The 22,826-nt window shown below is 71.4% G+C and carries 22 protein-coding genes and 1 pseudogene; 9 read left to right on the top strand and 14 right to left on the bottom strand.

Translation table 11 applies throughout. The features are described 5' to 3' along the window. The coding region (locus ETD85_RS43090; RefSeq protein WP_138695620.1) for a serine/threonine-protein kinase at positions 1–1,199 on the bottom strand (1,199 nt) is incomplete at its 3' end. Positions 1,200–1,367: 168 nt separating this feature from the next. Between ETD85_RS43090 and ETD85_RS43095 the strand changes: the two genes are divergently transcribed. Together ETD85_RS43095 and ETD85_RS43100 are read left to right on the top strand one after the other, a co-directional pair. Next, complete coding sequence (locus tag ETD85_RS43095; RefSeq protein WP_240779807.1) at positions 1,368–1,958, top strand: cysteine hydrolase family protein; 591 nt, start codon at positions 1,368–1,370, stop codon at positions 1,956–1,958. Continuing rightward, the gene (locus tag ETD85_RS43100; protein WP_138695638.1) at positions 1,958–2,695 is read left to right on the top strand and encodes an SDR family NAD(P)-dependent oxidoreductase; all 738 of its coding nucleotides are present in this window, start codon (positions 1,958–1,960) and stop codon (positions 2,693–2,695) included. Before ETD85_RS43095 ends, ETD85_RS43100 begins: the two co-directional genes overlap by 1 nt. A 60-nt stretch (positions 2,696–2,755) precedes the next feature. On the opposite strand, the gene ETD85_RS43105 is transcribed toward ETD85_RS43100, so the two are convergent. Beyond that, positions 2,756–4,039, bottom strand: a complete 1,284-nt coding sequence (locus ETD85_RS43105) for a serine hydrolase domain-containing protein (RefSeq protein WP_138695621.1) — start codon at positions 4,037–4,039, stop codon at positions 2,756–2,758. A gap of 29 nt (positions 4,040–4,068) precedes the next feature. Between ETD85_RS43105 and ETD85_RS43110 the strand changes: the two genes are divergently transcribed. Then, positions 4,069–4,977, top strand: coding sequence for a cyclase family protein (locus tag ETD85_RS43110; protein WP_138695622.1), 909 nt, complete (start codon positions 4,069–4,071; stop codon positions 4,975–4,977). A gap of 35 nt (positions 4,978–5,012) precedes the next feature. Here ETD85_RS43110 and ETD85_RS43115 read toward each other — a convergent pair whose 3' ends face one another. Then, positions 5,013–6,170 carry a cytochrome P450 gene (locus ETD85_RS43115; protein ID WP_138695623.1) on the bottom strand — a complete coding sequence of 386 codons (1,158 nt, stop codon included), beginning with the start codon at positions 6,168–6,170 and terminating at the stop codon, positions 5,013–5,015. A 98-nt stretch (positions 6,171–6,268) separates the two neighbouring features. Here ETD85_RS43115 and ETD85_RS43120 point away from each other — a divergent pair, with 98 nt between their 5' ends. Then, on the top strand, positions 6,269–6,862 hold the full coding sequence (locus ETD85_RS43120) for a TetR/AcrR family transcriptional regulator (RefSeq protein WP_138695624.1): 594 nt from the start codon (positions 6,269–6,271) through the stop codon (positions 6,860–6,862). Positions 6,863–6,881: 19 nt separating this feature from the next. Here the strand turns inward: ETD85_RS43120 and ETD85_RS43125 are convergent, their stop codons facing one another. From ETD85_RS43125 to ETD85_RS43140, 4 genes are all read right to left on the bottom strand, one after another. Next, positions 6,882–8,378 (bottom strand): AMP-binding protein, encoded by a 1,497-nt coding sequence (locus ETD85_RS43125; RefSeq protein WP_138695625.1) that lies wholly within the window; start codon positions 8,376–8,378, stop codon positions 6,882–6,884. Positions 8,379–8,380: 2 nt separating this feature from the next. Beyond that, positions 8,381–9,445 carry an LLM class flavin-dependent oxidoreductase gene (locus tag ETD85_RS43130; protein WP_138695626.1) on the bottom strand — a complete coding sequence of 355 codons (1,065 nt, stop codon included), beginning with the start codon at positions 9,443–9,445 and terminating at the stop codon, positions 8,381–8,383. 384 nt (positions 9,446–9,829) lie between these two features. Next, the gene (locus ETD85_RS43135; RefSeq protein ID WP_206059235.1) at positions 9,830–10,753 is read right to left on the bottom strand and encodes a serine hydrolase domain-containing protein; all 924 of its coding nucleotides are present in this window, start codon (positions 10,751–10,753) and stop codon (positions 9,830–9,832) included. 115 nt (positions 10,754–10,868) lie between these two features. Further along, complete coding sequence (locus ETD85_RS43140) at positions 10,869–12,056, bottom strand: MFS transporter (protein ID WP_138695627.1); 1,188 nt, start codon at positions 12,054–12,056, stop codon at positions 10,869–10,871. A 73-nt stretch (positions 12,057–12,129) separates the two neighbouring features. Here ETD85_RS43140 and ETD85_RS43145 point away from each other — a divergent pair, with 73 nt between their 5' ends. Continuing rightward, positions 12,130–13,146, top strand: coding sequence for an ROK family transcriptional regulator (locus ETD85_RS43145; protein WP_240779808.1), 1,017 nt, complete (start codon positions 12,130–12,132; stop codon positions 13,144–13,146). 85 nt (positions 13,147–13,231) lie between these two features. On the opposite strand, the gene ETD85_RS43150 is transcribed toward ETD85_RS43145, so the two are convergent. From ETD85_RS43150 to ETD85_RS43160, 3 genes are all read right to left on the bottom strand, one after another. Continuing rightward, positions 13,232–14,767 carry an AbgT family transporter gene (locus ETD85_RS43150; protein ID WP_240779809.1) on the bottom strand — a complete coding sequence of 512 codons (1,536 nt, stop codon included), beginning with the start codon at positions 14,765–14,767 and terminating at the stop codon, positions 13,232–13,234. Positions 14,768–14,907: 140 nt separating this feature from the next. Continuing rightward, positions 14,908–16,350: an ATP-binding protein gene (locus ETD85_RS43155; RefSeq protein WP_138695630.1), complete on the bottom strand. Its 1,443-nt coding sequence runs from the start codon at positions 16,348–16,350 to the stop codon at positions 14,908–14,910. Next, a complete protein-coding gene (locus ETD85_RS43160; RefSeq protein ID WP_138695631.1) occupies positions 16,347–17,996 on the bottom strand; it encodes an NAD(P)/FAD-dependent oxidoreductase in 1,650 nt (549 codons plus the stop codon). The genes ETD85_RS43155 and ETD85_RS43160 overlap by 4 nt, the downstream gene beginning before the upstream one ends. A gap of 90 nt (positions 17,997–18,086) precedes the next feature. Between ETD85_RS43160 and ETD85_RS43165 the strand changes: the two genes are divergently transcribed. Next, complete coding sequence (locus tag ETD85_RS43165) at positions 18,087–18,659, top strand: TetR/AcrR family transcriptional regulator (RefSeq protein WP_170247149.1); 573 nt, start codon at positions 18,087–18,089, stop codon at positions 18,657–18,659. On the opposite strand, the gene ETD85_RS43170 is transcribed toward ETD85_RS43165, so the two are convergent. Genes ETD85_RS43170 through ETD85_RS43180 form a run of 3 tightly spaced genes read right to left on the bottom strand, consistent with a single transcriptional unit; the run spans position 18,649 to position 21,164 of the window. After that, positions 18,649–19,407, bottom strand: coding sequence for an SDR family oxidoreductase (locus ETD85_RS43170; RefSeq protein WP_138695633.1), 759 nt, complete (start codon positions 19,405–19,407; stop codon positions 18,649–18,651). The two genes, ETD85_RS43165 and ETD85_RS43170, sit on opposite strands and share 11 nt — an antisense overlap. A gap of 27 nt (positions 19,408–19,434) precedes the next feature. Beyond that, positions 19,435–20,289: an RNA polymerase sigma-70 factor gene (locus ETD85_RS43175; RefSeq protein WP_240779810.1), complete on the bottom strand. Its 855-nt coding sequence runs from the start codon at positions 20,287–20,289 to the stop codon at positions 19,435–19,437. Next, the gene (locus ETD85_RS43180) at positions 20,289–21,164 is read right to left on the bottom strand and encodes an NAD-dependent epimerase/dehydratase family protein (protein WP_138695635.1); all 876 of its coding nucleotides are present in this window, start codon (positions 21,162–21,164) and stop codon (positions 20,289–20,291) included. Before ETD85_RS43180 ends, ETD85_RS43175 begins: the two co-directional genes overlap by 1 nt. 100 nt (positions 21,165–21,264) lie before the next feature. Between ETD85_RS43180 and ETD85_RS43185 the strand changes: the two genes are divergently transcribed. Next, positions 21,265–21,939 carry a ThuA domain-containing protein gene (locus ETD85_RS43185; RefSeq protein ID WP_138695636.1) on the top strand — a complete coding sequence of 225 codons (675 nt, stop codon included), beginning with the start codon at positions 21,265–21,267 and terminating at the stop codon, positions 21,937–21,939. Here ETD85_RS43185 and ETD85_RS67045 read toward each other — a convergent pair. After that, the gene (locus tag ETD85_RS67045; protein ID WP_276617328.1) at positions 21,929–22,060 is read right to left on the bottom strand and encodes a hypothetical protein; all 132 of its coding nucleotides are present in this window, start codon (positions 22,058–22,060) and stop codon (positions 21,929–21,931) included. The two genes, ETD85_RS43185 and ETD85_RS67045, sit on opposite strands and share 11 nt — an antisense overlap. 59 nt (positions 22,061–22,119) lie before the next feature. Here ETD85_RS67045 and ETD85_RS43190 point away from each other — a divergent pair, with 59 nt between their 5' ends. Beyond that, the gene (locus ETD85_RS43190) at positions 22,120–22,374 is read left to right on the top strand and encodes a hypothetical protein (protein ID WP_138695637.1); all 255 of its coding nucleotides are present in this window, start codon (positions 22,120–22,122) and stop codon (positions 22,372–22,374) included. 54 nt (positions 22,375–22,428) lie between these two features. Further along, a pseudogene (locus ETD85_RS43195) lies at positions 22,429–22,826 on the top strand (hypothetical protein); the annotation flags it as partial.

Below are 22,826 nucleotides of genomic sequence, written 5' to 3' on the forward strand. Positions count from 1 at the left end.
GAGGTGGGAAGGGGCGGCGGCGGGGTGTCGGACGGTCTGGCGCTCGTCCGCCGGGGAGCCGCGCTCGCCGTGCTCGGGCTGGGCGTCTCGGCGTCGACGGGGGAGGGGTCGGGCTCGCCGTGCGTCTTGGGCGGCGGCATCAGGATCGTGCCCGGCCCGGGCGGCATCCGGCCGCCGGACAGGATGAGCGCGATCGCCACCGCGACCACCGTGGCGGCCGCGACCCACAGGTGCGGCGGCAGCTTGGACATCGTCAGCATGCGCTCGCGGACGGCGGCGGCGGCGCCCGCCGCGGGGGTGGTCCTGGCCAGCGGGAACCGCAGGGCGAGCAGCGTGGCCAGCTCCGCCAGGTGGCGCCTGCCGCGCTTCTCCCAGTCGGGGCCGTAACCGGCGACCGCGTCCTCCTCCACCTCGGCGGCGAACTGCCTGGCCGAGGCGTACCTGACCGCCGGGTCCTTGGCCAGGCCGCGCTTGAGCAGGTCGCGCAGCGAGTCGGGGACGATCTCCAGCGGCACCGGCTCCACCAGGTGCTGGTCGCGCACCGCGGGCACGTCCAGCTCGGCCTCGCCGTCCTCCCGGTGCGCGTCCTCCTTGTACGCCCGGTAGGGCGGCCGCCCCTTGACCGCCTCGAACAGCACGCACGCCGCCGCGTACAGATCCGCCGGCGGCCCTGCCCTGCCCTGCGTCCACAGCTCGGGCGACATGTACTCGGGGCTGCCCGCGGGCACGCCGGGCTCCTCCGCGTGCACGACGACGCCGAAGTCCGTCAGCCTGCTGGTGCCGTCCGCCTGGACCAGGACGTTCTCCGGCTTGACGTCGCGGTGCGGCACGCCGCGCTCATGGGCGGCGGCCAGCGCCAGCAGCGTGCTCTTCAGCACGGCGAGCGCGGCCTCCGGGCTGGTCCTGCCGTGCTCGGTCAGCAGCGTGCGCAGCGACACGCCGTCCACCAGGTCCATGACCACGGCGGCTCTGGTGGGGGTCTCGACGTACTCGTAGAGGCGGACGACGTTCTGGTCGTCGATCTCGACCAGCTCGTGGGTGTCGGACCTGAAGCGGTCCATGAACTCCGTGTCCCTGCGCAGGGTCGCGTTGAGGTACTTGATCGCCACGTAGGCGCCCGTCGACTGGTAGGTGGCGAGGAACACCCGGCCGGTGCGGCCGGAGCCGAGCTGGCGTACTTCGCGGTAACCAGGGACCAAGTTCTACCCCCATCAGCGGCCTCTTGGATTCGACGGTCTCACCCGGGGTGCCGGTTGTCACGATTGCCGATATTTCGCCAGAAGTTAGACCGAAATGACGCTGTGTGTCGGGTGCTATGCTGAGGCCGATTTCCCAAGCAAGCGCTCGGCTAAATACGGAGGTCGCTCGTGGAGCGTGTGGCCGTGCTGGTGATGGAGATGCAGCGGGGCGTCGTCGGCGATCTGACGAAATTTCCGGAGCTGGTGGCCGCCTGTACGCGCCATGACGTCGTGGCCAACGCCGCCCGCCTGCTCCACACGGCCAGGTCGGCGGGCCTGCCGGTGATCCACTGCACCGCTGCCTTCCGCCCTGACCGGGCCGGATCCCACACCGGCAACTGCCCGTTCATCGTGTCCCTGCTCAAGGACCCGGACCACATGCTGGAGGGCACGCCCGCCATCGAGGTCATCCCGGAGCTGCGGGACGACGGCGACCTGGAGAGCCGCCGCCACCACGGCTTCTCGCCGTTCACCGGCACCGCGCTGGACATGACGCTGCGCTCGCTCGGCGTCTCCGCCGTGGTCGCCCTCGGGGTGTCGCTCAACCTGGGCATTCCCGGCCTGGCGCTGGAAGCGGTGAACCTGGGCTACCGGGTGACCGTGGTGAAGGACGCGGTGGCGGGGATCCCGGAGGACTACGCGCAGGCCGTGATGAGGAACACGATCAGCCTCCTCGCCACCCGCGCGAGCACGGCGGACCTGGTCGAGGCGTGGAAGTGATGGACGGGCTGCGCCTGGACGGGCGCGTGGCCGTGGTGACGGGGGGAGCGGGCGGGATCGGGTCGGCGATCGCCGCGGACCTGACCGCGCTCGGCGCGCGGGTGGTGGTCGCCGACGTGGACCTGCGGGGGGCGGAGAAGGTGGCGGCGGGCCTGACCGGGGCACGGGCGGTGGCCGTGGATCTCGCCTCGGCCGCGGATGTCGAGCGCTTCTGCGAGGCCGCGGGGCCGGTGGACGTCCTCGTGCACAACGCCGGGGTGTCGGTCGTGGAGGCGTTCGTCGAGAGCGATCCGGCGGACTGGGACCTCATGTGGCAGGTCAACCTGCGCGGGCCGATGCTGCTGACCAAGCTGCTCCTGCCGGGGATGATGGCCAGGGAGTGGGGTCGGCTCGTGTTCGTGTCCTCCGACGGCGCGCGGGCCGGGTCGGGCGGCGAGGGGGCCTACGCGGCGACCAAGGCCGGGCTGTTCGGGCTGGCCAAGACGCTCGCCCGGGAGGCGGCCAGACATCAGGTCACCTCCAACGTCGTGTGTCCGGGCCCCACCGACACGCCCATGCTCCGGCGGATCTCCGAGGCCGAGCCCGGGCTCGTCGGCAAGCTCGCGCGCGGCATCCCGCTGCGCCGGCTCGGCACGCCCGCCGACGTCGCGGGCCTGGTCGCCTATCTGTGCACGGATCGCGCCGCCTACATCACCGGGCAGACCCTGTCGGTGAGCGGCGGCGTGACCATGCACTAGCCGGCCGTGATGTCACAGCGAGTGTCACAGCGGGTGTCACAGCGGGTGTCACAGCGGGTGTCACAGCGCGTTGTAGACGGCCTCCACCAGGCGGATGCCGCGCAGGTTGCCGGAGATGGCGTTCGCCATCTTGTTCATGACGTAGCCGATGGCCAGGCCGCGTCCCGGGTCGCCGAGGCCGATGGACCCGCCCATGCCCGAGTGGCCGAACGCGGTGCGCGACGGCATCAGGAACGTGACCGACGGCCGCATGTAGCCGAGCCCGAACGAGGTGTCCAGGATCAGCACGCGGTCGGGCCCGCTCACGCGCGGCCGCATGGCGTCCTCCAGGGTGCCGGGGGCCAGGACGTCGCCGGCGAGCAGCGAGCGGTAGAAACCGGCCAGGCCCCTGGCCGTGGTGACCACCCCAGCGGCCGGCCAGCCGGCGCGCAGGATGACCGGGTTGTTCGCGCCGCCCTTGAGACGGTGCATGCCGGGGTTGCCGAGCGCCCTGTTCATGAGGCTCTGCGGGTCGAGCGCGGCCTTGGTCATCTCGGCCACCACGTCCCGCGCCCGGCGCTCGTCACCGCCTGGCTCACCGGCCGTCCCGCCGGTCGTTCTGCCGGCCGGCTCACCTGCCGTCCCGCCGGCCGTCCCGCCGGCCTCGGTCACCGCCGTCACCTGGCCGGCCGCGGAGCCTCCGCCGGCCTCCCCTTCGGGGGACCGGGCCACCTGCGGTCTCTCGCCGGCCTTGAGCCGGGCGGTCCGCGCGATCACCGTGTCCGGCGCCCCCACCCAGAGCTCCAGCCCCAGCGGCGCGGCGATCTCGGCGGCGACCAGCTCGCCGACGGACTTGCCCGTCACGCGCCTGATCACCTCGCCCACCAGGAAGCCGTACGTCAGCGCGTGGTACCCGTGCGCCGTCCCCGGCTCCCAGAGCGGCGTCTGGCGGGCGAGCCTGGCCGCGATCGCCGGCTGGTCCTCGAACTCCTCCACCGGCACCTGCTCCTCCACCACGGGCAGCCCCGCCTGGTGGGTGAGCAGGTGCTCGACGGTGACCGCCCCCTTGCCTCCGGCCGCGAACTCCGGCCACACGTCCGCCACCGGGGCGGAGACGTCCACCAGCCCCCGCTCCGCCAGCTGGAGCAGCACGGTGGCGGTGATCGCCTTGGTGCAGGAATAGGCGAAGGCCGGGGTGTCCTGCTCCCAAGGCCGGTCGGTGTGCCGGTCGGCGACCCCGCCCCACAGGTCCACGACCAGCTCGCCGTCCAGGTAGACGGCGAAGGCGGCGCCCAGCTCCTCGCCGTCGGCGAAATGCCGTTCGAACACCTCGCGTACTCGGGAGAACCGAGGATCGCAGTGCATCAGACCTCCGCAGGGAAGGAAGCGCTTACTTGGTTCACGAGCCTAACAACTGGGGGCGATTCGGCCCAGACGATCAGCGGGGCACTCTCAACCTCCTCACCCCGGCGGTGGTGCTCGACGCCCTGCGCAGCGCCACCACGGGCGAGGTGCTGAGCCTGGCCATGCCGATCAGGGGCGCCACCTCCTCACCCGCTCCCACGACGGTCCCGCACCTGCCGGGCCGCCCGCTGCCGCAGCACTTCATGTCCGTGGACGGCGCCGACTACGTCGCCGGCGCGCGCCCGATCGGCGAGGGGCTGCGGGTGGCCGACGACGCGCTGATCGTCACCCACCACGGCACCACGACCCACATGGACGCGCTGTGCCACATGTGGTCGGGCGACGAGCTCTACAACGGCCACCCGGCCGCCCGGGTCCGCTCGTACGGGGCCACCAGGTGCGGCATCGAGCACGTGGGCGGCGTGGTCGCCAGGGGGGTGCTGTTCGACGTGCCTCGCCATCTCGGTCTCGACCACCTGCCGGCCGATTTCCGGATCCCGGCCGAGCTGCTGGCGGAGCTGGGCACGCCGCGCGCCGGGGACGCGGCGGTGATCCGTACCGGCTGGCCCCTGGTGTGGCAGCGCTCGCACGAGGAGTACTGGTCGGGACAGCCCGGGCTGTCGGCGGAGGCGGGCCGGTGGCTGGCCGCGCACGACGTCTCGGTGGTGGCCTCGGACAACGCCGCGATCGGCGGCCTCAACGCCCGCGGCCTGGCCGACGAGGGCCTGGCCGACGACCTGCACCTGATCCTGCTGCACCGGCACGGCGTCCACCTGGTCGAGATGCTGTGGCTGGAGGAGCTGGGGGCGGCGGGGCGTACGGAGTTCGTGTTCGTGGCGGCGCCGCTCAGGATCGAGGGCGGCACCGGCAGCCCGATCACCCCGCTCGCCATCCTGTGACCCCGGAGCCGGCCGAGGAGCCTCAGGGGAGCTCCTCAGCCGGCCGACGTGGACCAGGTCACGGGCAGGCTCGTGACGCCGTACACCGCGGCGGCCTCCTTCAGCGGCACCTCGGCGGCGGGGACGGCCAGCCGCAGGCCGGGGAACCGCTCGAACAGCGCGCGATAGCCGATGCCCAGCTCGATCCGGGCGAGCTGCTGGCCGAGGCACTGGTGCACGCCGTGCCCGAACGCCAGATGCCGCCGCGCCTCCGGCCGGTCGAGCCTGAGCGCCTCCGGATCGTCGAACGCGGCCGGGTCGCGGTTGATCACCGGCAGGGACAGCGCGACCGTCTCGCCCGCCCGGACCAGCTCGCCCGCCACCTCCACGTCCTCCAGCGCGGTGCGCGACGGGGCGCCCAGGTGCAGGATGGACAGCCAGCGCAGCAGCTCCTCCACCGCCTCCGCCCCGAACTCCCGCTCCCGCCGCCCCTCCCGGAGCAGCGCGAACGCGCCGAGGGCGAGCATGTTGGCGGTGGTCTCGTGCCCGGCGACGAGCAGGATGAGGGCGACGTTCGTCAGCTCCTCGACGCTCAGCTCGGCCTTCAGCCCGCCGATCAGGTCATCGTCGTCGGGGCTCTTGCGCTGCACGAGCTCGGCCAGGTAGGCGGCCAGCTCCTTCAGCGCGACGGGGCTCTCGGGGCCCGGGCTGACGATCCGGGCGGTGTGCTGCTGGAAGAAGTCGTGGTCGGCATACGGGACGCCGAGCAGCTCGCAGATCACCAGGGACGGGATCGGCAGCGCGTACGCGGTGACGAGGTCGGCCGGCGGCCCCGCCTGCTCCATGGCGTCCAGCCGCTCGGCCGCGATCTGCGCGATGCGTGACTCCAGCAGGCGCATCCTGCGCACGGTGAACTGGCCGGTGAGCAGGCGGCGGTAGCGGGTGTGCCCGGGCGGGTCCATGGCGGCGAAGAAGCCGGGCGGGGCCGGGCTGGCGGCGCCGCCGGGGCGTACGGAGTGCAGGACGACGTGCTTGAGCTCCTGCCGGGCGCTGAACCTCGGATCGCCGAGCACGGCACGCGCCGCCGCGCTCGTGGTGGCCAGCCAGCCCAGATGCCCGTCGGCGAACTCCAGGCGGCTCATCGCCGGCAGGCCGCGCAGCTCGGACGGCGGGTCGAAGGGTCGGTGCGGTTCGCGGTGGATGGGAAGTCGCATAATTATGAGAGTAGACTCCTATTTTAGAGTTGCATAGGAAAAGATGGTGATCTCGCAAAAGTGGACGTGTGTCCCGTGAACCCGGAGAATAGGGAGACATGGGCGAACGACCGGGCCTGCGCGAGCGGAAGAAGGCCAAGACCAGGGCCTTGATCCAGAAGGAGGCGCTGCGGCTGTTCCGCGAGCGGGGCTACGCGGAGACGACGGTCGAGCAGATCGCCGAGGCGGCGGAGGTGGCGCCGAGCACGGTCTTCCGCTACTTCGCCACCAAAGAGGACCTGGTGCTGATCGACCAGTTTCCGCCCTTCATGGAGGCACTGCAGTCCGCGCCCGCCGAGCTCGGCCCTGTCCAGGCCGTACGCGTCGCGATGCGGGCCGTCATCGGGGGTCAGACGCCGGAGGAGTTCGCCGACAGCATGGAGCGGGAGCGGCTCATGCTCACGGTGCCCGAGCTCTGGGCGGCGAGCCTGGAGAACGTCACCGGGGCCGTCGGGCGCATGCGTGACCACCTGGCGGCGCGTGAAGGGTGCGACCCCGGTGATCCGGAGATCCGCAACGTGACGGGGGCGATCGTCGGGGTGCTCATGGCACTCTGGTTCGACTGGGTGCGGGATCCGGCGATGGACGTGCGGGCGGAGTTCGACCAGGCGATGGCGCACCTGGAGGCGGGGCTGCCGCTGACCGGCCGGTGAGCGGCGTGGGCGGTCGTTGTCAGTCGCCGGGGTAGTTGCCGCCGCCATGGGCGGCGTCCAGGGCGTCGTAGTCGGGGGTGAAGCCGCGTTTGGGGATCTCCGCCACGAAGGCCACGTGCCTGGGCTTCTTGTACGACGCCAGCACCGTCTTCACGTGCTCGATGAGACCGTCTTCCGTGGCGGTGGCGTCCGGTTTGAGGGCTACGACGGCCTTGACCGACTGGTGCCAGGTGGGGTCGGGCACCCCGATGACGGCCGCGTCCGCCACGGCTGGGTGCGACTTGAGTGCGCGCTCGACCTCGGCCGGGTAGATGTTCTCGACGCCCGACTTGATCATGCGGAGCTTGGGGCCGATGAACGTGATCGTGCCGTCCGGCTCGCGCCGGCCCAGGTCGCCGGTGTGGTGCCAGCCGTACGCCGACTTTCCCGCATTTAAGTCGGGTCGGGCGAAATATCCGGAGAAGAGGGTCTTGCCTCTCGCGCAGATCTCGCCGGTCTCCCCGGTCGCGACCTCGCTGCCGTCGGGGGCCAGGAGGCGTACCTGGACCAGCGGGCTCGGCCGCCCCGCGAACCCCGCGCCGCCCTCCGCCAGCCCCAGGAAGGTGAGCATCCCGCCCACCTCCGTCTGGCCGTACCCGCCCATCTTGGACCGGCACCAGGGAGAGCCGTCCACGGTGATCATGCTGTCCCACTCGGCGGAGTGGGAGACGAAGCGCAGCGAGGACAGGTCGTACTTGCCTCCGGCGTTCGCCTTGGTCACCGCGTCGATCATCGACCCGAACAGGAACGCCTGCGTCACCCGCTCCGCGTCGATCAACCGGCAGACCTCCTCGGCGTCGAAGGCGGGCGTGAAGACGTTCGTGCCGCCGATCTGGAGGGTGGCCAGGCAGAACATCATGGTGCCGACGTGGAAGAGCGGCCCGTTGTTGAGGAAGGTGAAGCCCGGCTCCATCTGGCGGACGACGAGGAGCGAGGTGGCATGGGCGAGCAGAGCGGCGCTGCTGAGCAGGGCGGCGCTCGGGCGGCCGGCGAAAGCGGCGGTGTAGAGGGCCAGCGCCGGCTCGGTGTCCGCGACCTGGGCGAACTCCTGGGAGCTCCCGTCCGCGAGCAGCCGCTCGTACTCCTCGCCCGCCCGCACCCAGATGCCCGCCTCCGCACCGGCGTGCAGGGCCGTCGTGACGTCCGACGGCTCCCAGACGACGACGGTGGGGGTCAAATCCGTCAGGACGAACCGGAGCTCGTCCTCGGACTGCCGCCAGTTCGCCGGGCAGCACACGGCCCCCAGGCGTGAGCAGGCCAGCAGCAGCTCCAGCACCGCGTGCGAGTTCTGTCCCAGCCAGAGCACCCGATCGCCGCCCCTCACCCCCTGCCCGGCGAGGGCGGAGGCCAGGAGGGTCACCCGGTGGTCGAGCTCCGGGTAGGTGAGGCGTACGCTCCCGTCCACCACCGCCGTGACCTGCGGACGGCTGCGGGCGTGCTCGGCGAGGACGTCGGACAGGGTCAGGCTGTGGATCATCGTCACCCTCCAGAGGCGAAGGCGGGCATGACTTCGGCCGCGAAGAAGCGCATGACCTGCTTCATGTCCTCCAGCGGCATGGGGCGGGTGCTGCCGAAGTCGCAGAGCAGGTTGGTGAAGCCGGCGTCCTTGAGCAGCGAGATCTGTTCGATGACCCGCGCCGGATCGCCGATCACCTCCAGCTGCTCCCACCGGAAGTCCGCCGACACCGCGCCGCCCTTGAGATAGCGGTCCTGGTAGTACTCGAAGCCCTGCGCGGCGCGGCCGGTCTTCGGGTCGATGGGGGCGCTGCGCTCGTTGAAGATGCGCGAGCGGTCGAAGGACGCCTCGAACCTGGCCTGGTCCGCGCGCGCCTGCTCCAGGGTCGGGGCGACGTACACGCTGCGGGCCACCACGAGGTCGGCGCCGTCGGGGTGCCCGGCCTGCGCGGCCGTCACCCGCCACGTCTCCGCCGCCTTGACGACCTTGCGGAACGTCGCCGCCGGATCGGCCAGGATGGGCAGGCCGCGCTCGGCGTACATGGTGACGGTCTCGGGGGAGACGGCCGCCACGTGCAGCGGTGGGTACGGCGACTGCAGCGGCCTGGGCACGAGCGACACCTCGGCGCCGGTCTTGTAGAACTTCCCCTCGTGCTGGTACGCCTCCTGCGTCCAGAGCCCGACGATGACCTCCAGGGCCTCGTTGAACCGGTCGCGGGCCTCCGCCAGGTCGATCCCGAACCCCTCGAACTCGAAGCTCTGGTATCCGCGCCCGATCCCCAGCTCCAGCCGCCCGCCCGAGAGCACGTCCACCTGCGCGGCCTCCTCGGCCACGTGAACCGGGTTGTGCAGGGGCAGGACCACGATGCCGGTGCCCAGCCGCAGGCGCGAGGTGCGGGCGGCGACGTGGGCGAGCATGGTGAACAGGTTCGGCACCACGCCGTAGTCGCGGAAGTGGTGCTCGGCCAGCCGCACCCCGTCGAACCCCAGCTCCTCGGCCAGCTCGATAAGCTCCAGGTGGTAGTCGTATACGTCCTTGAAGCTCTGGCCGTCGAAACGGTGGAAGAGGTGGAAGGTCGAGAACTTCATGCGGCGGCCCCTCAGCGGTAAACCAAGCGCTCGCTTGGGAGCGTACCACGCCGCGGCCCCGAACAGCATGGCCCTCCGCAAGGGGGCACTCCGCGCCTTGGCCGACTCCGGACGGCGCCTCCCAGGGGGCTCCGCCCCCCGCCCCCGGCAACCCTGCTCGCTTCGCTCGCTGTCGCCCGCCCGTTGCCTGGTTACCGGCTGGGCCTGCTGGAGCCCACCCCGAGCGGGCCTCGCCGGCGCTCGGACAGCTTGCGCCGAGGTGAGCCGATCGCGCGGCGGCCTGAGAGCGACGATGTGGAGATGTTCGCAGTGTGCAACTTCTCGCCGGCCCGACGGCGGCGAGGTGAGCAGGCTCCGGCGACTCCAACGCCAGAAAGACCACCGTCAGCTCCAGCAACAGGAGCGGCATCTCAACGGCATCACGCGCGCCACCGCGCGAAGCCATGCCTTCTGCCCCTTGGAGACACCGGTGTGACCGACGACGCCGTCCTGGTAGAGCATCCAGCCAAGTCCCCAGCCGATGACGCCGCCGCCGAAGTCCGGGACGGATTCGACCTGGGGTTCGCGCAGTGCCGCCAGCGCGGGGTCGGTGAGATGCAGGCGGACGAACTCCAGCAGCTCGCGTGCGCTGATCGCGAGGTGGGAGCCGCTGGGCGCGGAGTAGTAGGAAACCGCCCACTCCTTGGCCGGAACGACCTCTCCGCCGCTCAGGACGTGGCCGACCGCGGCGCGGTGCAGGATCGCCTCATAGGTGTCACAAGCGGCGGTGTGCAGGCCCAGTGGTGTCACCAGACGTTCGCGGAGCACGTCGTGGAAGGGCTTGTCGCGCAGCACCTCCACCAGCCTGCCGAGCACCACGTACCCGCTGTTGGAGTAGGAGAGGACGGTGCCGGGCGGGAGGAGCTGGTCCGCCTCGGCGAGGGTGGCGACGAACTTCTCGATCGCGTCGTTGTTGCGACCGGTGTCGGTGAAGTGGTTGCCGTCGATACCGCCGGTGTGGGTGAGCAGGTGGCGGGCGGTCAGGGACTCGGTGGCGGCCGGGTCGCTCAGCCGGAAGCCGGGCAGGTAGTCGCGAACGGGACGGTCGAGATCCAGCACACCGTCGTCGACCAGTTGCTGGATCAGCGTGGCCGTCCAGATCTTGGTGATCGAGCCAATCTTGAACACCGAGTCGGTCGTGGCCTCGACCCGGGTGCGCAGACTCAGCACGCCCGCCGCCTCGTCCTGGATCTCCCCGTTGGCCAGCACGTCGACCTGCGCGCCCGGTACGTCGTACTTCGCGACAAGCTCGCCCAGATTCCAGCCCATCCCGCCAGGCTAGTGGCGAGCGCCACCTGATCCGGGATGGGTCTCGTCCAGCGATGGGGGCGAAGCGAGATGACGACGGGCCTGGGCGCATCGAGCCGCGCGTGGCCGTGGAGGATCAGCCCCGCACCTCCACCGACGCCCTGTGCCCATCCTCGGCCAGAGCCGGCCGGGAAGCCCCGCTCGGGGACGGCCGCAGGACCTGGGCGAGCAGTGTGAGCACCACGATCACCCCGGTGATCATCGCGAACGCCGCCGGATAGGACAGCCCCCCGGCCACCCACCCCGTGACCGCCGGAGCGATCATCCCCGACAGGTAGGTGATCGTCGCCACCCCCGTGATCGCCTCTCCCGGAGTCGGTCCCGAGTTGCCCGCCGCCGTGAACACCAGCGGCACGATCACCGCCACCCCCAGCCCCACCAGGGCGAACCCGGCGATGCCGAGTGCCGGTGTGCGGGACAGGACGACGATGACGCCCCCGAGCACGGCCACGGCCCCGCCCGTCCTGACGGCCCGCACCGGTCCGAGGCGCCGGATGAGCTGGTCCCCGAGCAGGCGCATGCCGGCCATGCAGAACATCAAGATGGTGTAGCCGGCCGCCGCGACGCCGGGACCGGCCTGGGTGACTTCCGTGAGGTAGACGGCCGACCAGTTCGCGCTGGCGCCCTCGGCGAACGTGGCGCAGAAGCCCACCAGGCCCAGGGGCAGGATCGCGCGCGAGGGGAGGGCGAAGCGCCGGGGTGCGGGCGCTTCGGCGGAGGAGTCGTCCGCCAGCAGGCCGCGACCGGCCAGCACGCTCAGCAGGAGCAAGGTTGCGGCCATGGCGCCGAGGTGGATCCTGGCGTCGAGGCCCACCTGCGCGGCCAGGGTGCCGAGGCCGCCGGCCGCCAGGCTGCCCACCGCCCACATGCCGTGCAGGCTGGACATGATCGAGCGGCCGAGCCGGCGTTCGAGGACGACGGCGTGGGCGTTCATCGTGATGTCGGACAGGCCCGCGCCCGCCCCGAACAGCAGGAACGCGGCGAACAGCCACATCGGCGACGGCGAGAGCGCGGGCAGGGCCAGGGCCGCGCACCACAGGGCGATCAGGGCGCGGGTGGCCGCGCGGCCGCCGAAGCGGTAGGCCAGGCGGCTGGCCATGGGCATGCCGATGAAGGCGCCGATCGGCGGGCACAGGAGTGCGAGACCGAGGACGCGGGGGTCGAGGTCCAGCTGGTCCTGGATCCACGGGATGCGGGTGGACAGGGTGCCCGCGACGGCCCCGTGCACGGCGAAGATCGCCGCGATGGCGCGGTGATGGCTCATGTGCGGAAAACTATCAGGCAGGCTTCCTGATGAAAAGATGTATCAGGCAGGAACCCTGACTAATATGGGTGACGTGAAGACGGCGACCCCGGCCATGGCCCGCGCGATCAACGACCGGCTTGCACTCGACCTGCTGCTGGAGCGGGGGCCGCTGACCGCGCCGCAGTTCCGCACTCTGACCGGCCTGTCCAGGCCGACCGTGTCCGACCTGATCGAGCGCCTCATGGAGGGCGGGCTCATCCAGGTCACGGGGGAGTCCGGCGAGGACCGGCGGGGGCCGAACGCGCGCCTGTACGGGCTGGTGGCCGGCCGCGCGCACGTGGCGGGCGTGGACCTGCGGCGCGAGACGATCGCCGTCACGATCGCGGACATCACGGGGCGGGTCGTCGGCTCGGCCACCAGGGCGGTCGGCGGTGACCTGGTGGACCTCGTGGCCGCCACCATCGCCGAGGCGGCGGGGGAGCGGGCGCCCGACACGGTCGTGATCGGCGCGCCGGGGCTGGTCGCGCCCCGGGACGGGGAGCTGGTGTCGTCCAACGACGTGCCCGGATGGCGGCCCGGGCTGGTGGCCTCTTGGCGCGAGCGGCTCGGCGTGCCGGTGATCCTGGAGAACGAGGTCAACCTGGCCGCCATCGCCGAGCTGCGTACCGGCACCGCTCACGGGGTCGAGGACTTCGTGCTGATGTGGCTGGGCGACGGCGTGGGCGCGTCGGTCGTGCTCGGGGGGCGGCTGCGCAGGGGCGTGTCCGGTGGCGCGGGCGAGATCGGTTTCCTGGAGGTAGACGGCCTCGCGTTCTGCCACGTGGTCTCGAACGCCGTGGCCGGCGGGATCCATAGCGCGGAGTTCGCCGACTGCGTGGCCAAGGGCGCATTCGCCTTCGTCACGCTCCTGGATCCCGGGCTCGTCGTGCTCGGCGGCGAGATCGGGCACGAGGGGGGTGACCGGCTGGCCGGGGAGGTGGCCGCTCGGCTGCGCGAGCTGGCCCCGGCGCCCACCGAGGTCCGCGCCAGCACGGTGGAGGGCAACGCGGTGCTTCAGGGCGCCGTGCTGACGGCCCTCGACCTGATCCGGGACGACGTCTTCGGCTGACGCTCCCCACCGGCGCGGTGGTCAGTGGTCACAGGAGGTCAGGTCAGGGAACGCTCTGGCACGCTCAGCCAGTGATCGCAGGCGGTCAGGGGACGGGCGCGCCGGGGCCGAGCGGGATGCCGAGCCACCAGAACACGAAGAACAGCAGCGTCCACACCACGAGCAGGGCGAAGGCGAGCGGGATGGTCATCGAGGCCAGCGTGCCGATCCCGGCCGAGCGCCGGTAGCGCTGCAGGAACCCGAGCGCCATCACGAAGTACGGGCTCATCGGCGTGATCGCGTTCGTGCACGAGTCGGCGATGCGGTAGAGGGCCTGGGTGTACTCGGGCGGGATGTCGAGCAGCATCAGCATCGGCACGAACACGGGAGCGACCAGCGCCCACTGCGCCGACCCGCTGGTCACCACCAGGTTGATCACCGTGACCACGAGCAGGATGCCGAGGAACACCACGGGGCCGCTCACCCCGGCCGACTTCAGCAGGTCGGCGCCCTTGATCGCGATGATCTCGCCGATGCCGGTCCACTTGAAGTACGCGAGGAACTGCGAGATCGCGAAGAACAGCACCAGGATCGGCGCCATCTCGCGGAGCCCGTGCGCCATGAACCCGGGGATGTCGCCGCTGCTGGTGACCGTGCCGGCGGCCCTGCCGTACGCCCAGCCGACGGCCAGGAACGCCAGCCCGAGGAAGAGCGCGATCGAGGTGAGCAGCGGGGACTGCACGATGCTGCCGCCCTCGCCGCGCAGCGGTGACCCGGCGGGCAGGACGGCCGCGACCATCGCGACCAGGAAGACCACGAGGGCGATCAGCGCGGCCCGCAGCCCGCGGCGCTCGGCCGCGCTGAGCGTCAGCGAGCCCAGGTCCTCCTCGTCGGCGCCGGGATCGACGGGCAGCGACTCGACGCGGCGCGCCAGCACGCGCTCGGTCACCAGCGTGATCGCGCCGGCCAGCACCAGGGAGGAGGCCAGCGAGAAGTAGTAGTTGGCCAGCGGGGTGACCACGTACGAGGGATCGATCGTGTGCGCGGCGGCCGTGGTCAGCCCGGACAGGATGGCGTCCACCGGCGTGACCAGCGGGCTGGCGTCGTAGCCTGCCGAGATCGACACGAACGCCACCACGATGCCAAGGATCGGGCTGCGGCCCACCGCGCGGAAGGCCAGCGCGCCGAGCGGGATGAGCACCACGTACGCGGCGTCGGAGGCGACGTGCGAGACCATGCCGGTGAGCGCCAGCGCGAACGTCACCCACTTCGGCGAGACCTTCGACACCCCGGAGCGCAGCACCGCGGCCAGCAGCCCCGAGCGCTCGGCGACCGCGACGCCGAGCATGACGACCAGGATCGTGCCGAGGGGCGGGAACGACGTGTAGTTCTTGATCGCGTCGCTGACCATCATCTGCACGCCGTCGAAGGACAGCAGGTTCTTGGCCGCGACCGTCTTGCCGGTCGCCGGGTTGACCGCCGACACCCCGGCCGCCGCCAGGCCCCAGCTCACCAGGCCCAGCACCGCGCTCAGGATGACGAACAACCAGAACGGATGAGGCAGTCTGTTGCCGAGGCGTTCGATGCCGCCCAGCGCGCGCAGCAGCGTGTTCAGCGAACGTGACTCCGCCACAGAGCTCACCGGCTCGCCCCCTTTCCGGAATACGGTCATCCATTACAAAGGGTTGGCATGCATTCTGACAAATCGAAGTCAGGGCGGAAAGGTAAAAAAAGCAGGAGGCGCCGTCGGCTTACGACGGCGCCTCCTGCGGGGCCGGTGGGTCAGGCGGACGCGGCGGCGGGGGCCGCCACGGGCTCGCGCAGCGGCAGCCGCACCTCGAACCACGTCTCGCCGGGCACCGAGCGCACCTTGATCTCGCCTCCGTGCCGCCCGGCCACGATCCGGTAGGAGATGTCCAGGCCGAGGCCGGTGCCCTCGCCCACGCTCTTCGTGGTGAAGAACGGCTCGAAGATCCGGTCCTTGATCGAGTCGGCCACGCCGGGACCGGTGTCGCCGATCTCGACGATGGCCTCGTCCTCGTCGTGCGCGGTGCGGATGGTCAGCGTGCCCTCGTCGCCCATCGAGTCGAGCGCGTTGTGGATCAGGTTCGTCCACACCTGGTTGAGCTCGCCCGCGTAGCAGGGGATGAGCGGCAGGGTGCGGTCGTAGTCGGTGACGATGCTGATGCCAGGGGGGATCTTCCCGCGGAAGATCGCGACCGTGCTGTCGAGCAGGTCGTGCACGTCGATCTGCTGGAACGGCGCCCGGTCCATCTGTGAGTACTGCTTGGCCGAGCGGATCAGCGAGGTGATGCGCTCGGTCGCCTCGGTCACCTCGCTCAGCATCTGCGAGATCTCGATCGCCTCGGCCAGCCAGTGCAGCGCGGCGGGGGTGTGCTCCTCGCCCACCTTCGTGCGGATCTTCTCCAGGTCCTTGCCGGAGAACCCGGCGTTGACCAGCGCGGGCGCCAGGTCCCACGCGTCGTCCACGCCCAGCTCCTCCAGCGCGTCGCCGAGCTCGTCCTCGGCGTCGGAGACCTCCATCGGCGAGCGCTGCGGCAGCTTGCCCAGGTTGCTGGTGCAGGCCTCCTGCGCCTCGATCAGCGTGCGCAGCTTCTCCGGCGGGATGCCCGCCTCGGCCAGCCCGGCCAGCTGGAGGCGGGAGGTCTTGATCAGCGTGCGCAGCTCGCTCACCGCGCGTACGGCCGCCGCCGCCGGGTTGTTCAGCTCGTGCGTGAGCCCGGCGGTGATCGTGCCGAGCGCGGTCAGCCGCTGCCGCCGGTCGATGATCTCCCGCTGCATCCTGCCGCCGGACATCAGGCCGTCGAGCAGGTGCATCGCCATCGGGAACCACTCGGCCACGATGTAGGCGAACTTCTTGGCCGGCAACATGAACATCCGCGAGGGCGCGGTCGCGCGCAGCGTGTGCTGGTAGGTGTCCGGCGCCCGATCGCCCAGGTAGGCCGCGGTGGCGCCGCCGTAGACGCCGGGCTGCGAGGCGCGGGGCATCGAGACGGTGCCGGCGCTCACCGTCTCGTTGATCATCTGGATCTCGCCCTCGATGAGCACGGCGAAGCACTCGGCCGGCTCGCCCTGCCGCACGATGTCCTCGTCCTGCGCGTAGGTCTGCACTCTGCCGCTGCTCGCCAGCTTCGTGAGCTGCTGATCGGTCAGCCGCTCGAACAGGAAGAGCTTGCGCAGTTCGTCGATGTCGATGTTCGTCATTGCTTCTCCAGGTAACGATGCACGAGCGCGACGGCCATCGCGCCCTCACCGACGGCGGAGGCCACCCTCTTGATCGAGTCGGCGCGTACGTCACCCGCGGCCAGCACCCCGGGCACGTTCGTCTCCAGGAAGTACGGCTCGCGCCGCAGCGGCCAGTTGCGTGGCCGCTTCCCGCCCTGCACCAGATCCGGCCCGGTCAGCACAAACCCCTTGGCGTCCCGCTCGATCGTCTCGCCCAGCCAGGAGGTGTACGGCTCGGCCCCGATGAACACGAACATCCACTGCGCGTCGACCGTGCGCTCCTCGCCCTTGGTCGACAGCGTCAGCCGCTCCAGGTGCCCGGAGCCTCCGCCGCCGACGACGACCGTCTGGACGTGCACCTCGATGTTGGGGATCGCGGCGATCTGCTCGATGAGGTAGTGCGACATGGACCTCTCCAAACCATCACTCCTCACCAACAAGTGGACCTTGCTCGCAAATCCCGAAAGATAGACCGCGGCCTGACCCGCCGAGTTGGCCGCGCCCACGACGTAGACCTCGGTGTCCTGGCACGACGGCGCCTCGGTCAGAGCCGCCCCGTAGAAGACGCCCCGGCCGACGAACTCGTCCAGCCCCGGCGCGTCCAGCCTGCGGTAGGTGACGCCGGTCGCCAGGATCACCGCGTGCGCCGCGATCTCCCCGCCGTCCTTGAACCCGACCACCCGCGCCTGCCCGCGCGGCTCCAGGTGCGTCACCTTGCGCGCGGCCAGCAGCTCGGCCCCGAACTTCAGCGCCTGCCTGCGCGCCCGGTCCGCCAGCTGCTGCCCGGAGACGCCGTCGGGGAAGCCCAGATAGTTCTCGATCCTGGAGCTCTGGCCGGCCTGCCCGCCCGAGGCGTGCGCCTCGACCAGGACGGTGTTCAGCCCTTCCGAGGCGCCGTAGACGGCCGCGCCGAGCCCGGCCGGGCCGCCGCCGACCACGATCAGGTCGTAGAAGTCGGTGGCGGGCGTGGTGGACAGGCCCACCGCCGTGGCCAGGGTGGCCTGGTCGGGCGACTCCATGGTGGTGCCGTCGACGGTCACCACGAGCGGGAGGTGGCACCCCTCGCCGGCCGCCTTCACCAGCTGCGCGCCCTCCGGGTCCTCGGCCAGCATCCACTGGTAGGGCACGTGGTTGCGGGCCAGGAAGTCGCGCACCGCGTACGACTGCGCCGACCACCGGTCGCCCACCACCCGCAGCTCCGACCGCTCGATCCGCTCCGTGCGCAGCCACGCGTCCAGCTGGCCGTCAATGACCGGGTAGAACTTCTCCTCCGGCGGATCCCACGGCTTGAGCAGGTAGTGGTCCAGATCCACCACGTTGATCGCCTGGATCGCCGCATCGGTGTCTGCATAGGCGGTCAGCAGCACCCTGCGCGCATACGGATACATGTCCATGGCGGCCTCAAGAAACTGCACGCCGTTCATCTGCGGCATCCGGTAGTCGGCCAGGATCGCCGCCACCTCGTCACCGCGCAGCCGCATCTCCCTGACCGCCTCGATGCCGTCACTGGCGGCTTCGGCGCGGACAATGCGGTAATCCTGGCCGTACCGGCGCCTCAGATCGCGGGCCACCGCCCGCGACACGCCTGGGTCGTCGTCCACCGTCACGATGACCGGCTTGTCCATGCTGTTACGCCCCTGCCTTCTTAGCTGGTCCCTCAATGAAGGATGCCATGCGTGGGAAAGCTGATGAGCACGCGCTCATATCATGAGCGGATGGGCACACGCGATCGCATCATCGACGCCGCTGAGCAGGCGATTCATGAGTTCGGGATCGCGGGGGCGACGACGAAGAAGATCGCCAGGCAGGCGGGCTGCTCGGAGGCTCTGCTCTACAAGCATTTCGCCAGCAAGGAGTCGCTGTTCCTGGCCGTCCTGCTGGAGCGGCTGCCCGCGCTCCACCCCGCGCTGGCGCGGCTGCGGCTGAGCGTCGGGCAGGGCGACGTGGCCACGAACCTGGCCGAGTTCGCGACGGCTGCGCTCGAGTTCTACTCCAGGGCCGCCGCCATCGCCTCCGGCGTGCTGGCCGACCCCTCGCTCATGGCGGGCTTCAGAAGCATGCTGGCCGATACGAACTCGGGCCCGCACCTGCCGATCCTGGCGCTGGCCGAGATCCTGCGGGCCGAGCAGCGGGGCGGCCGGATCGACCCGGGGATGGACGCGGGCGCCGCCGCCTCGATGCTCATGGGCGCCTGCTTCCACCGCGCGAACCTCGCCTATTACGTGGACCTGCCGGACGAGGACGGCCCCTGGGCCACCGCCGTCGTGGCGACGCTGGTCAGGCGATGACGCGGCTCTCCCCGCCGTCCACCAGCATCGAGATCCCGTTCACGAACGACGCCCGCTCACTGGCCAGGAACGCCACCACGTCGCCCACCTCCTCCGCGCGCCCGACGCGGCCGACGGGCACGGACTCGCCCCGCAGGCTCAGCCCCTCCTCGCCCGCCAGCTCGCGCAGCCTGTCGGTCTCGATCGGGCCGGGCATCACGTTGTTGACCAGCACGCCTTCGCCGCCGACCTCCCGGGCCAGGGTGCGGACGACCCCGGCCACGGCCGGGCGGGTCGCGTTCGACAGCGCAAGGCCGTCGAGCGACTCGCGGGCCGACCTGCTGGTGATCGTGACGATCCGGCCCCAGCCGCGCGAGCGCATGTCGGGCAGGACCGCGTGCATCAGGCGTACGGTGCCGAGCAGGTTGCGCTCGACGGCGACGGCCCAGTCGTCGAGCCCCGCCTCGTCGAACCGGCCGGCCGGCGGCCCGCCCGCGCTGGCGACCAGGATGTCGATCGGGCCGAGCACGCCGCGGGTCTCCTCGACCACCCGACGGGCGGCGGCCGGGTCCTCCACGTCGGCCAGCACGGCGTGCACCACCTTGCCGAACTCCTGCAGCTCCACCACCGCGTCGGCCAGCTTCTCCGGGTTGCGGGCGCAGACGCACACGTCGCAGCCCTCCCGCGCGAGGCTCTTGGCCGCGGCGAGCCCGATGCCCGCGCTGCCTCCGGTGACGAGGGCTACCTTGCCCGAGATGCCGAGATCCATAGGGGCGACTATAGATCGTGCGGGCGCTCAGCTCGGGCGTACGCGCGTGAGCTTGTCCGGGTTGCGCATGGAGTAGATGTCCTTGATGAGGCCGTCGCGCACCTCGAGCACCACGAGCTGGTCGCTGTCGCCGACCCGCATCCAGATCGCGGGGTGGCCGTTGACCTCGATCACCTGCGCGTCCGTGAAGGTGTAGCGGAGCACCAGGCTGCGCATGAAGATGGCCACCTTGCGCCGTCCGATGATCGGCCGCAGCGCCGCCCTGACCCGGCCGCCGCCGTCGTTCCAGGACACGACGTCCTCGTGGAGCAGCTCGGTGAGCGCCGACAGGTCGCCGCCCTCCGCCGCCTCCATGAACTTCGTCAGCAGCTTGCCGTGGTCGCGCGCCGACGGCTGGAACCTGTCGCGGCCCTCGGCGAGCCGCACGGAGGCCCGGCGGTGCATCTGCCGGGCGTTGGCCACGGAGACGCCGACGATGGCGGAGATCTCGTCGTACGGCAGCTCGAACGCCTCCCGCAGCACGAACACCGCCCGCTCGGGCGGCGAGAGCCGCTCCATCATGTGCAGGGTCGCGTACGAGACCGTGTCCCGCAGCTCGGCGGTGTCCAGCGGCCCGGCCTCCGACGTCAGCACCGGCTCGGGCAGCCAGGGCCCGGTGTAGGTCTCCCGCTTGACCCGCGCGGAGCGCAACTGGTCGAGCGCCAGCCTGGAGACCACGGTGATCAGGAAGGCGCGCGGCTCCCTGACCTGGCTGCGGTCGGTGCCCTCCCAGCGCAGCCAGGCCTCCTGCACGACGTCTTCCGCGTCCCACATGCTGCCCAGCAGGCGGTAGGCCAGCCCGAGCAGCATCGGGCGAAACTCCTCGAAGTCCACGGCTGGCATCATGCCCGGTCACCGGTGAAGGACGAATGCCGGGGCCGCCAGTTGAGCTGCAGCCGCGCGCGGCAGTTGTCCGCGCCCCTGAGCCTGGTCATGTACGCCACGCCGAACTCGCCCACGAGCAGCCTGGCCAGGAAGGCGGGCACCTTCCTGGGCTTGGGCGCGCCCAGCGCGGCCGCGTACGCGGGCAGCCACTCGCCCATCGTGACGGGCGTGTCGTCCACGATGTTCAGCACGCCGGAGACGTCCCGGTCGAGCGCCGCGACCACGGCCGTGGCGGCGTCGTGCGAGTCGGTGAACGACAGCACGGACCCGCCGTCGCCCACGATCGGCATCTTGCCCGCCAGCACGGACTGCGTGGTCGAGCCGTTCTTGTCGTAGACCGAGCCGGGCCCGGTCAGGTGCCCGAAACGCAGCACCAGCCCGCCGGCTGCGAGGGTCTGGCGTTCCAGCTCCTCCAGGGCCGCCACCATGGGGACGTACTGCCTGGGCGCGTCCCGCCACAGGGGCGCGTCCTCGTCCGCCAGCCCGGGCGCGGGCGAGTAGGCGTAGGCCAGCCCCTGGGCGATGAACCTGGCGTCGGGCGCCGCCTCGATCAGGTTCCTGGTGGCCTCGACGCGCAGCCGGTTCGTGAGCTCGAACTGCCGGCCGATCTTCCGCGGGTCGATGGCCTGGGGAATGGCCGTCAGCAGGTGGACCACCGCGTCCGGCGCGACCTGCCGGACCGCGCGCACGGTCGCGCCGCGGTCGAGCGCGTCCACGGAGACGTCCGCGTCCGGCGACCTGGACAACGTGACCGGCTCATGGCCCACCGCCTTGAGCAGCGGGACGAGCTGCCGTCCGATGACACCAGTGGCTCCGGCGACCAGAACTCTCATGACCTCTCCCTATGTCCGTGCGGCAACAGGACGGGGCAGCCATGGCGGATGTGACAGTTCATGGGTGGAAAAGCCGCGGTAAGCGTGATGAGCTGGGTAAGTGGCGAGAAATCTGATTCTGTCAGGAGGCCTGTTCCACGACTTCGCCGCCACGTCGGCAGCACTGGCTGAGGTGCTCGCCGAGGCGGGGGTCGAGTCGGAGATCACGGAGGACATCGCGGGCGCGCTGAGCGAGCCGTCGGAGGTCCAGCTCATCACGGTCAACGCCCTGCGCTGGCAGATGACCCAGGACCGGTTCGCCGACCTGCGGGAGGAGTGGCGCTTCGGCCTGCCCGCCGAGGCGCGTACCACGATCCTCGATCACCTGGACCGGGGCGGCGGCCTGCTGTGCATGCACTCGGCGTCGATCTGCTTCGACGACTGGCAGGGCTGGCCCCGCGTCCTCGGCGGCAGCTGGACCTGGCCAAAGTCCCACCATCCGCCGCTCGGCTGGACCGGGGTGCGGGTGCACGGCACGCATCCGGTGGTGGCGGGGCTGCGGGACTTCGACGTGGTGGACGAGGTGTACAGCGACCTGGACGTGCTCCCGGACGTCGAGCCGCTGGCGTCGTCGAACGGCCAGCCGCTGATCTGGGCGCGGCCGGTGCGGCGGGGCCGGGTGTTCTACGACGCGCTCGGCCACGACACCAGGTCCTACGACAACGAGATCCACCGGACGCTGCTCCAGCGGGCGGCGCTGTGGCTGCTGAAGCGGCCGGTCGGGATCAGGGACTAGCCGGCCGCCCGGCCGCGAGGCTCTCGAAACAGGGGCGCAGCAGGTCGAGGATGTCGTCGGCGGGCGCGTCGGCCAGCGTGCTGAGCTTGAGCAGGTAGCGGTCGACCACCACCCCGGTCATGATCGCGCCGATCAGGCCCCGCGCGCAGCTCCGCGTGCCCGGCCGGGATCGCCCGCTCGATGTCGTCCAGGAAGCCGCGCGCCGCCGCGCGGAACCCGTCGGCCGCCTCGGCGTGGCTGAGCATCGAGCGCAGCACCACCAGCGACGCCACCGGCGGGCCCTCCAGACGCTCGCGCAGGGCGGCGAGCAGGGCCTCGGCCGGGTCATCGCCCGGGGGCAGCTCGTGGGGCGGCAGGTGGGCCGCGCGGATCGTGGTCGTGTCCTATCGCGACTACATCAACCCGCTGCCCCTGATGAAAGTGCTCCATCCGTAGGGCGTGTCCGGAACCTACAAGACCGGACGCCGCCGATCTGGGCACGATGACTCTATGAACGTGAACCTTTCCGTCGTCCCCGGCTTCCTGGCGGGGTACGCGCGCGTCCTGGACCGCCGCCGTTACGACCTGCTCGTGGGCGAGGGCGGCGGGGCCGGCGTGCTGGCGGCTCTGGAGGGCTACCGCAACGCGGACGGCGGCTACGGCTGGGGTCTGGAGCCGGACCTGCGCTCTCCCGAGAGCCAGCCGGGGGCGGCGCTGCACGCCTTCGAGGTGTTCGAGGAGGTCGCCCCGATCTCCTCGCCCCATGCCGTGGCGCTGTGCGACTGGCTGGACTCGGTGACGCTGCCGGACGGCGGGCTGCCGTTCTCGCTGCCGCTCACGCTCTCCGACGCCACCGCCCCGTGGTGGGCGGGCGGGGCGTCCGCCCGGTCGGTCAGGTTGAGCGCGCC

The sequence above is a fragment of the Nonomuraea zeae genome, from assembly GCF_005889725.1.
Taxonomy (GTDB): domain Bacteria; phylum Actinomycetota; class Actinomycetes; order Streptosporangiales; family Streptosporangiaceae; genus Nonomuraea; species Nonomuraea zeae.

Excerpts from the sequence above, each read along its gene's own strand:
- ETD85_RS43180 (WP_138695635.1), bottom strand. The coding sequence starts at position 21,164 with ATGAGAGTTCTGGTCGCCGGAGCCACTGGTGTCATCGGACGGCAGCTC.
- ETD85_RS43105 (WP_138695621.1), bottom strand. The coding sequence starts at position 4,039 with ATGCACTGCGATCCTCGGTTCTCCCGAGTACGCGAGGTGTTCGAACGG.
- ETD85_RS43130 (WP_138695626.1), bottom strand. The coding sequence starts at position 9,445 with ATGAAGTTCTCGACCTTCCACCTCTTCCACCGTTTCGACGGCCAGAGC.
- ETD85_RS43155 (WP_138695630.1), bottom strand. The coding sequence starts at position 16,350 with ATGACGAACATCGACATCGACGAACTGCGCAAGCTCTTCCTGTTCGAG.
- ETD85_RS43170 (WP_138695633.1), bottom strand. The coding sequence starts at position 19,407 with ATGGATCTCGGCATCTCGGGCAAGGTAGCCCTCGTCACCGGAGGCAGC.
- ETD85_RS43125 (WP_138695625.1), bottom strand. The coding sequence starts at position 8,378 with ATGATCCACAGCCTGACCCTGTCCGACGTCCTCGCCGAGCACGCCCGC.
- ETD85_RS43115 (WP_138695623.1), bottom strand. The coding sequence starts at position 6,170 with ATGCGACTTCCCATCCACCGCGAACCGCACCGACCCTTCGACCCGCCG.
- ETD85_RS43135 (WP_206059235.1), bottom strand. The coding sequence starts at position 10,753 with ATGGGCTGGAATCTGGGCGAGCTTGTCGCGAAGTACGACGTACCGGGC.
- ETD85_RS43165 (WP_170247149.1), top strand. The coding sequence starts at position 18,087 with ATGGGCACACGCGATCGCATCATCGACGCCGCTGAGCAGGCGATTCAT.
- ETD85_RS43175 (WP_240779810.1), bottom strand. The coding sequence starts at position 20,289 with ATGCCAGCCGTGGACTTCGAGGAGTTTCGCCCGATGCTGCTCGGGCTG.
- ETD85_RS43190 (WP_138695637.1), top strand. The coding sequence starts at position 22,120 with ATGTCGTCCAGGAAGCCGCGCGCCGCCGCGCGGAACCCGTCGGCCGCC.
- ETD85_RS67045 (WP_276617328.1), bottom strand. The coding sequence starts at position 22,060 with ATGACCGGGGTGGTGGTCGACCGCTACCTGCTCAAGCTCAGCACGCTG.
- ETD85_RS43120 (WP_138695624.1), top strand. The coding sequence starts at position 6,269 with ATGGGCGAACGACCGGGCCTGCGCGAGCGGAAGAAGGCCAAGACCAGG.
- ETD85_RS43160 (WP_138695631.1), bottom strand. The coding sequence starts at position 17,996 with ATGGACAAGCCGGTCATCGTGACGGTGGACGACGACCCAGGCGTGTCG.
- ETD85_RS43140 (WP_138695627.1), bottom strand. The coding sequence starts at position 12,056 with ATGAGCCATCACCGCGCCATCGCGGCGATCTTCGCCGTGCACGGGGCC.
- ETD85_RS43100 (WP_138695638.1), top strand. The coding sequence starts at position 1,958 with ATGGACGGGCTGCGCCTGGACGGGCGCGTGGCCGTGGTGACGGGGGGA.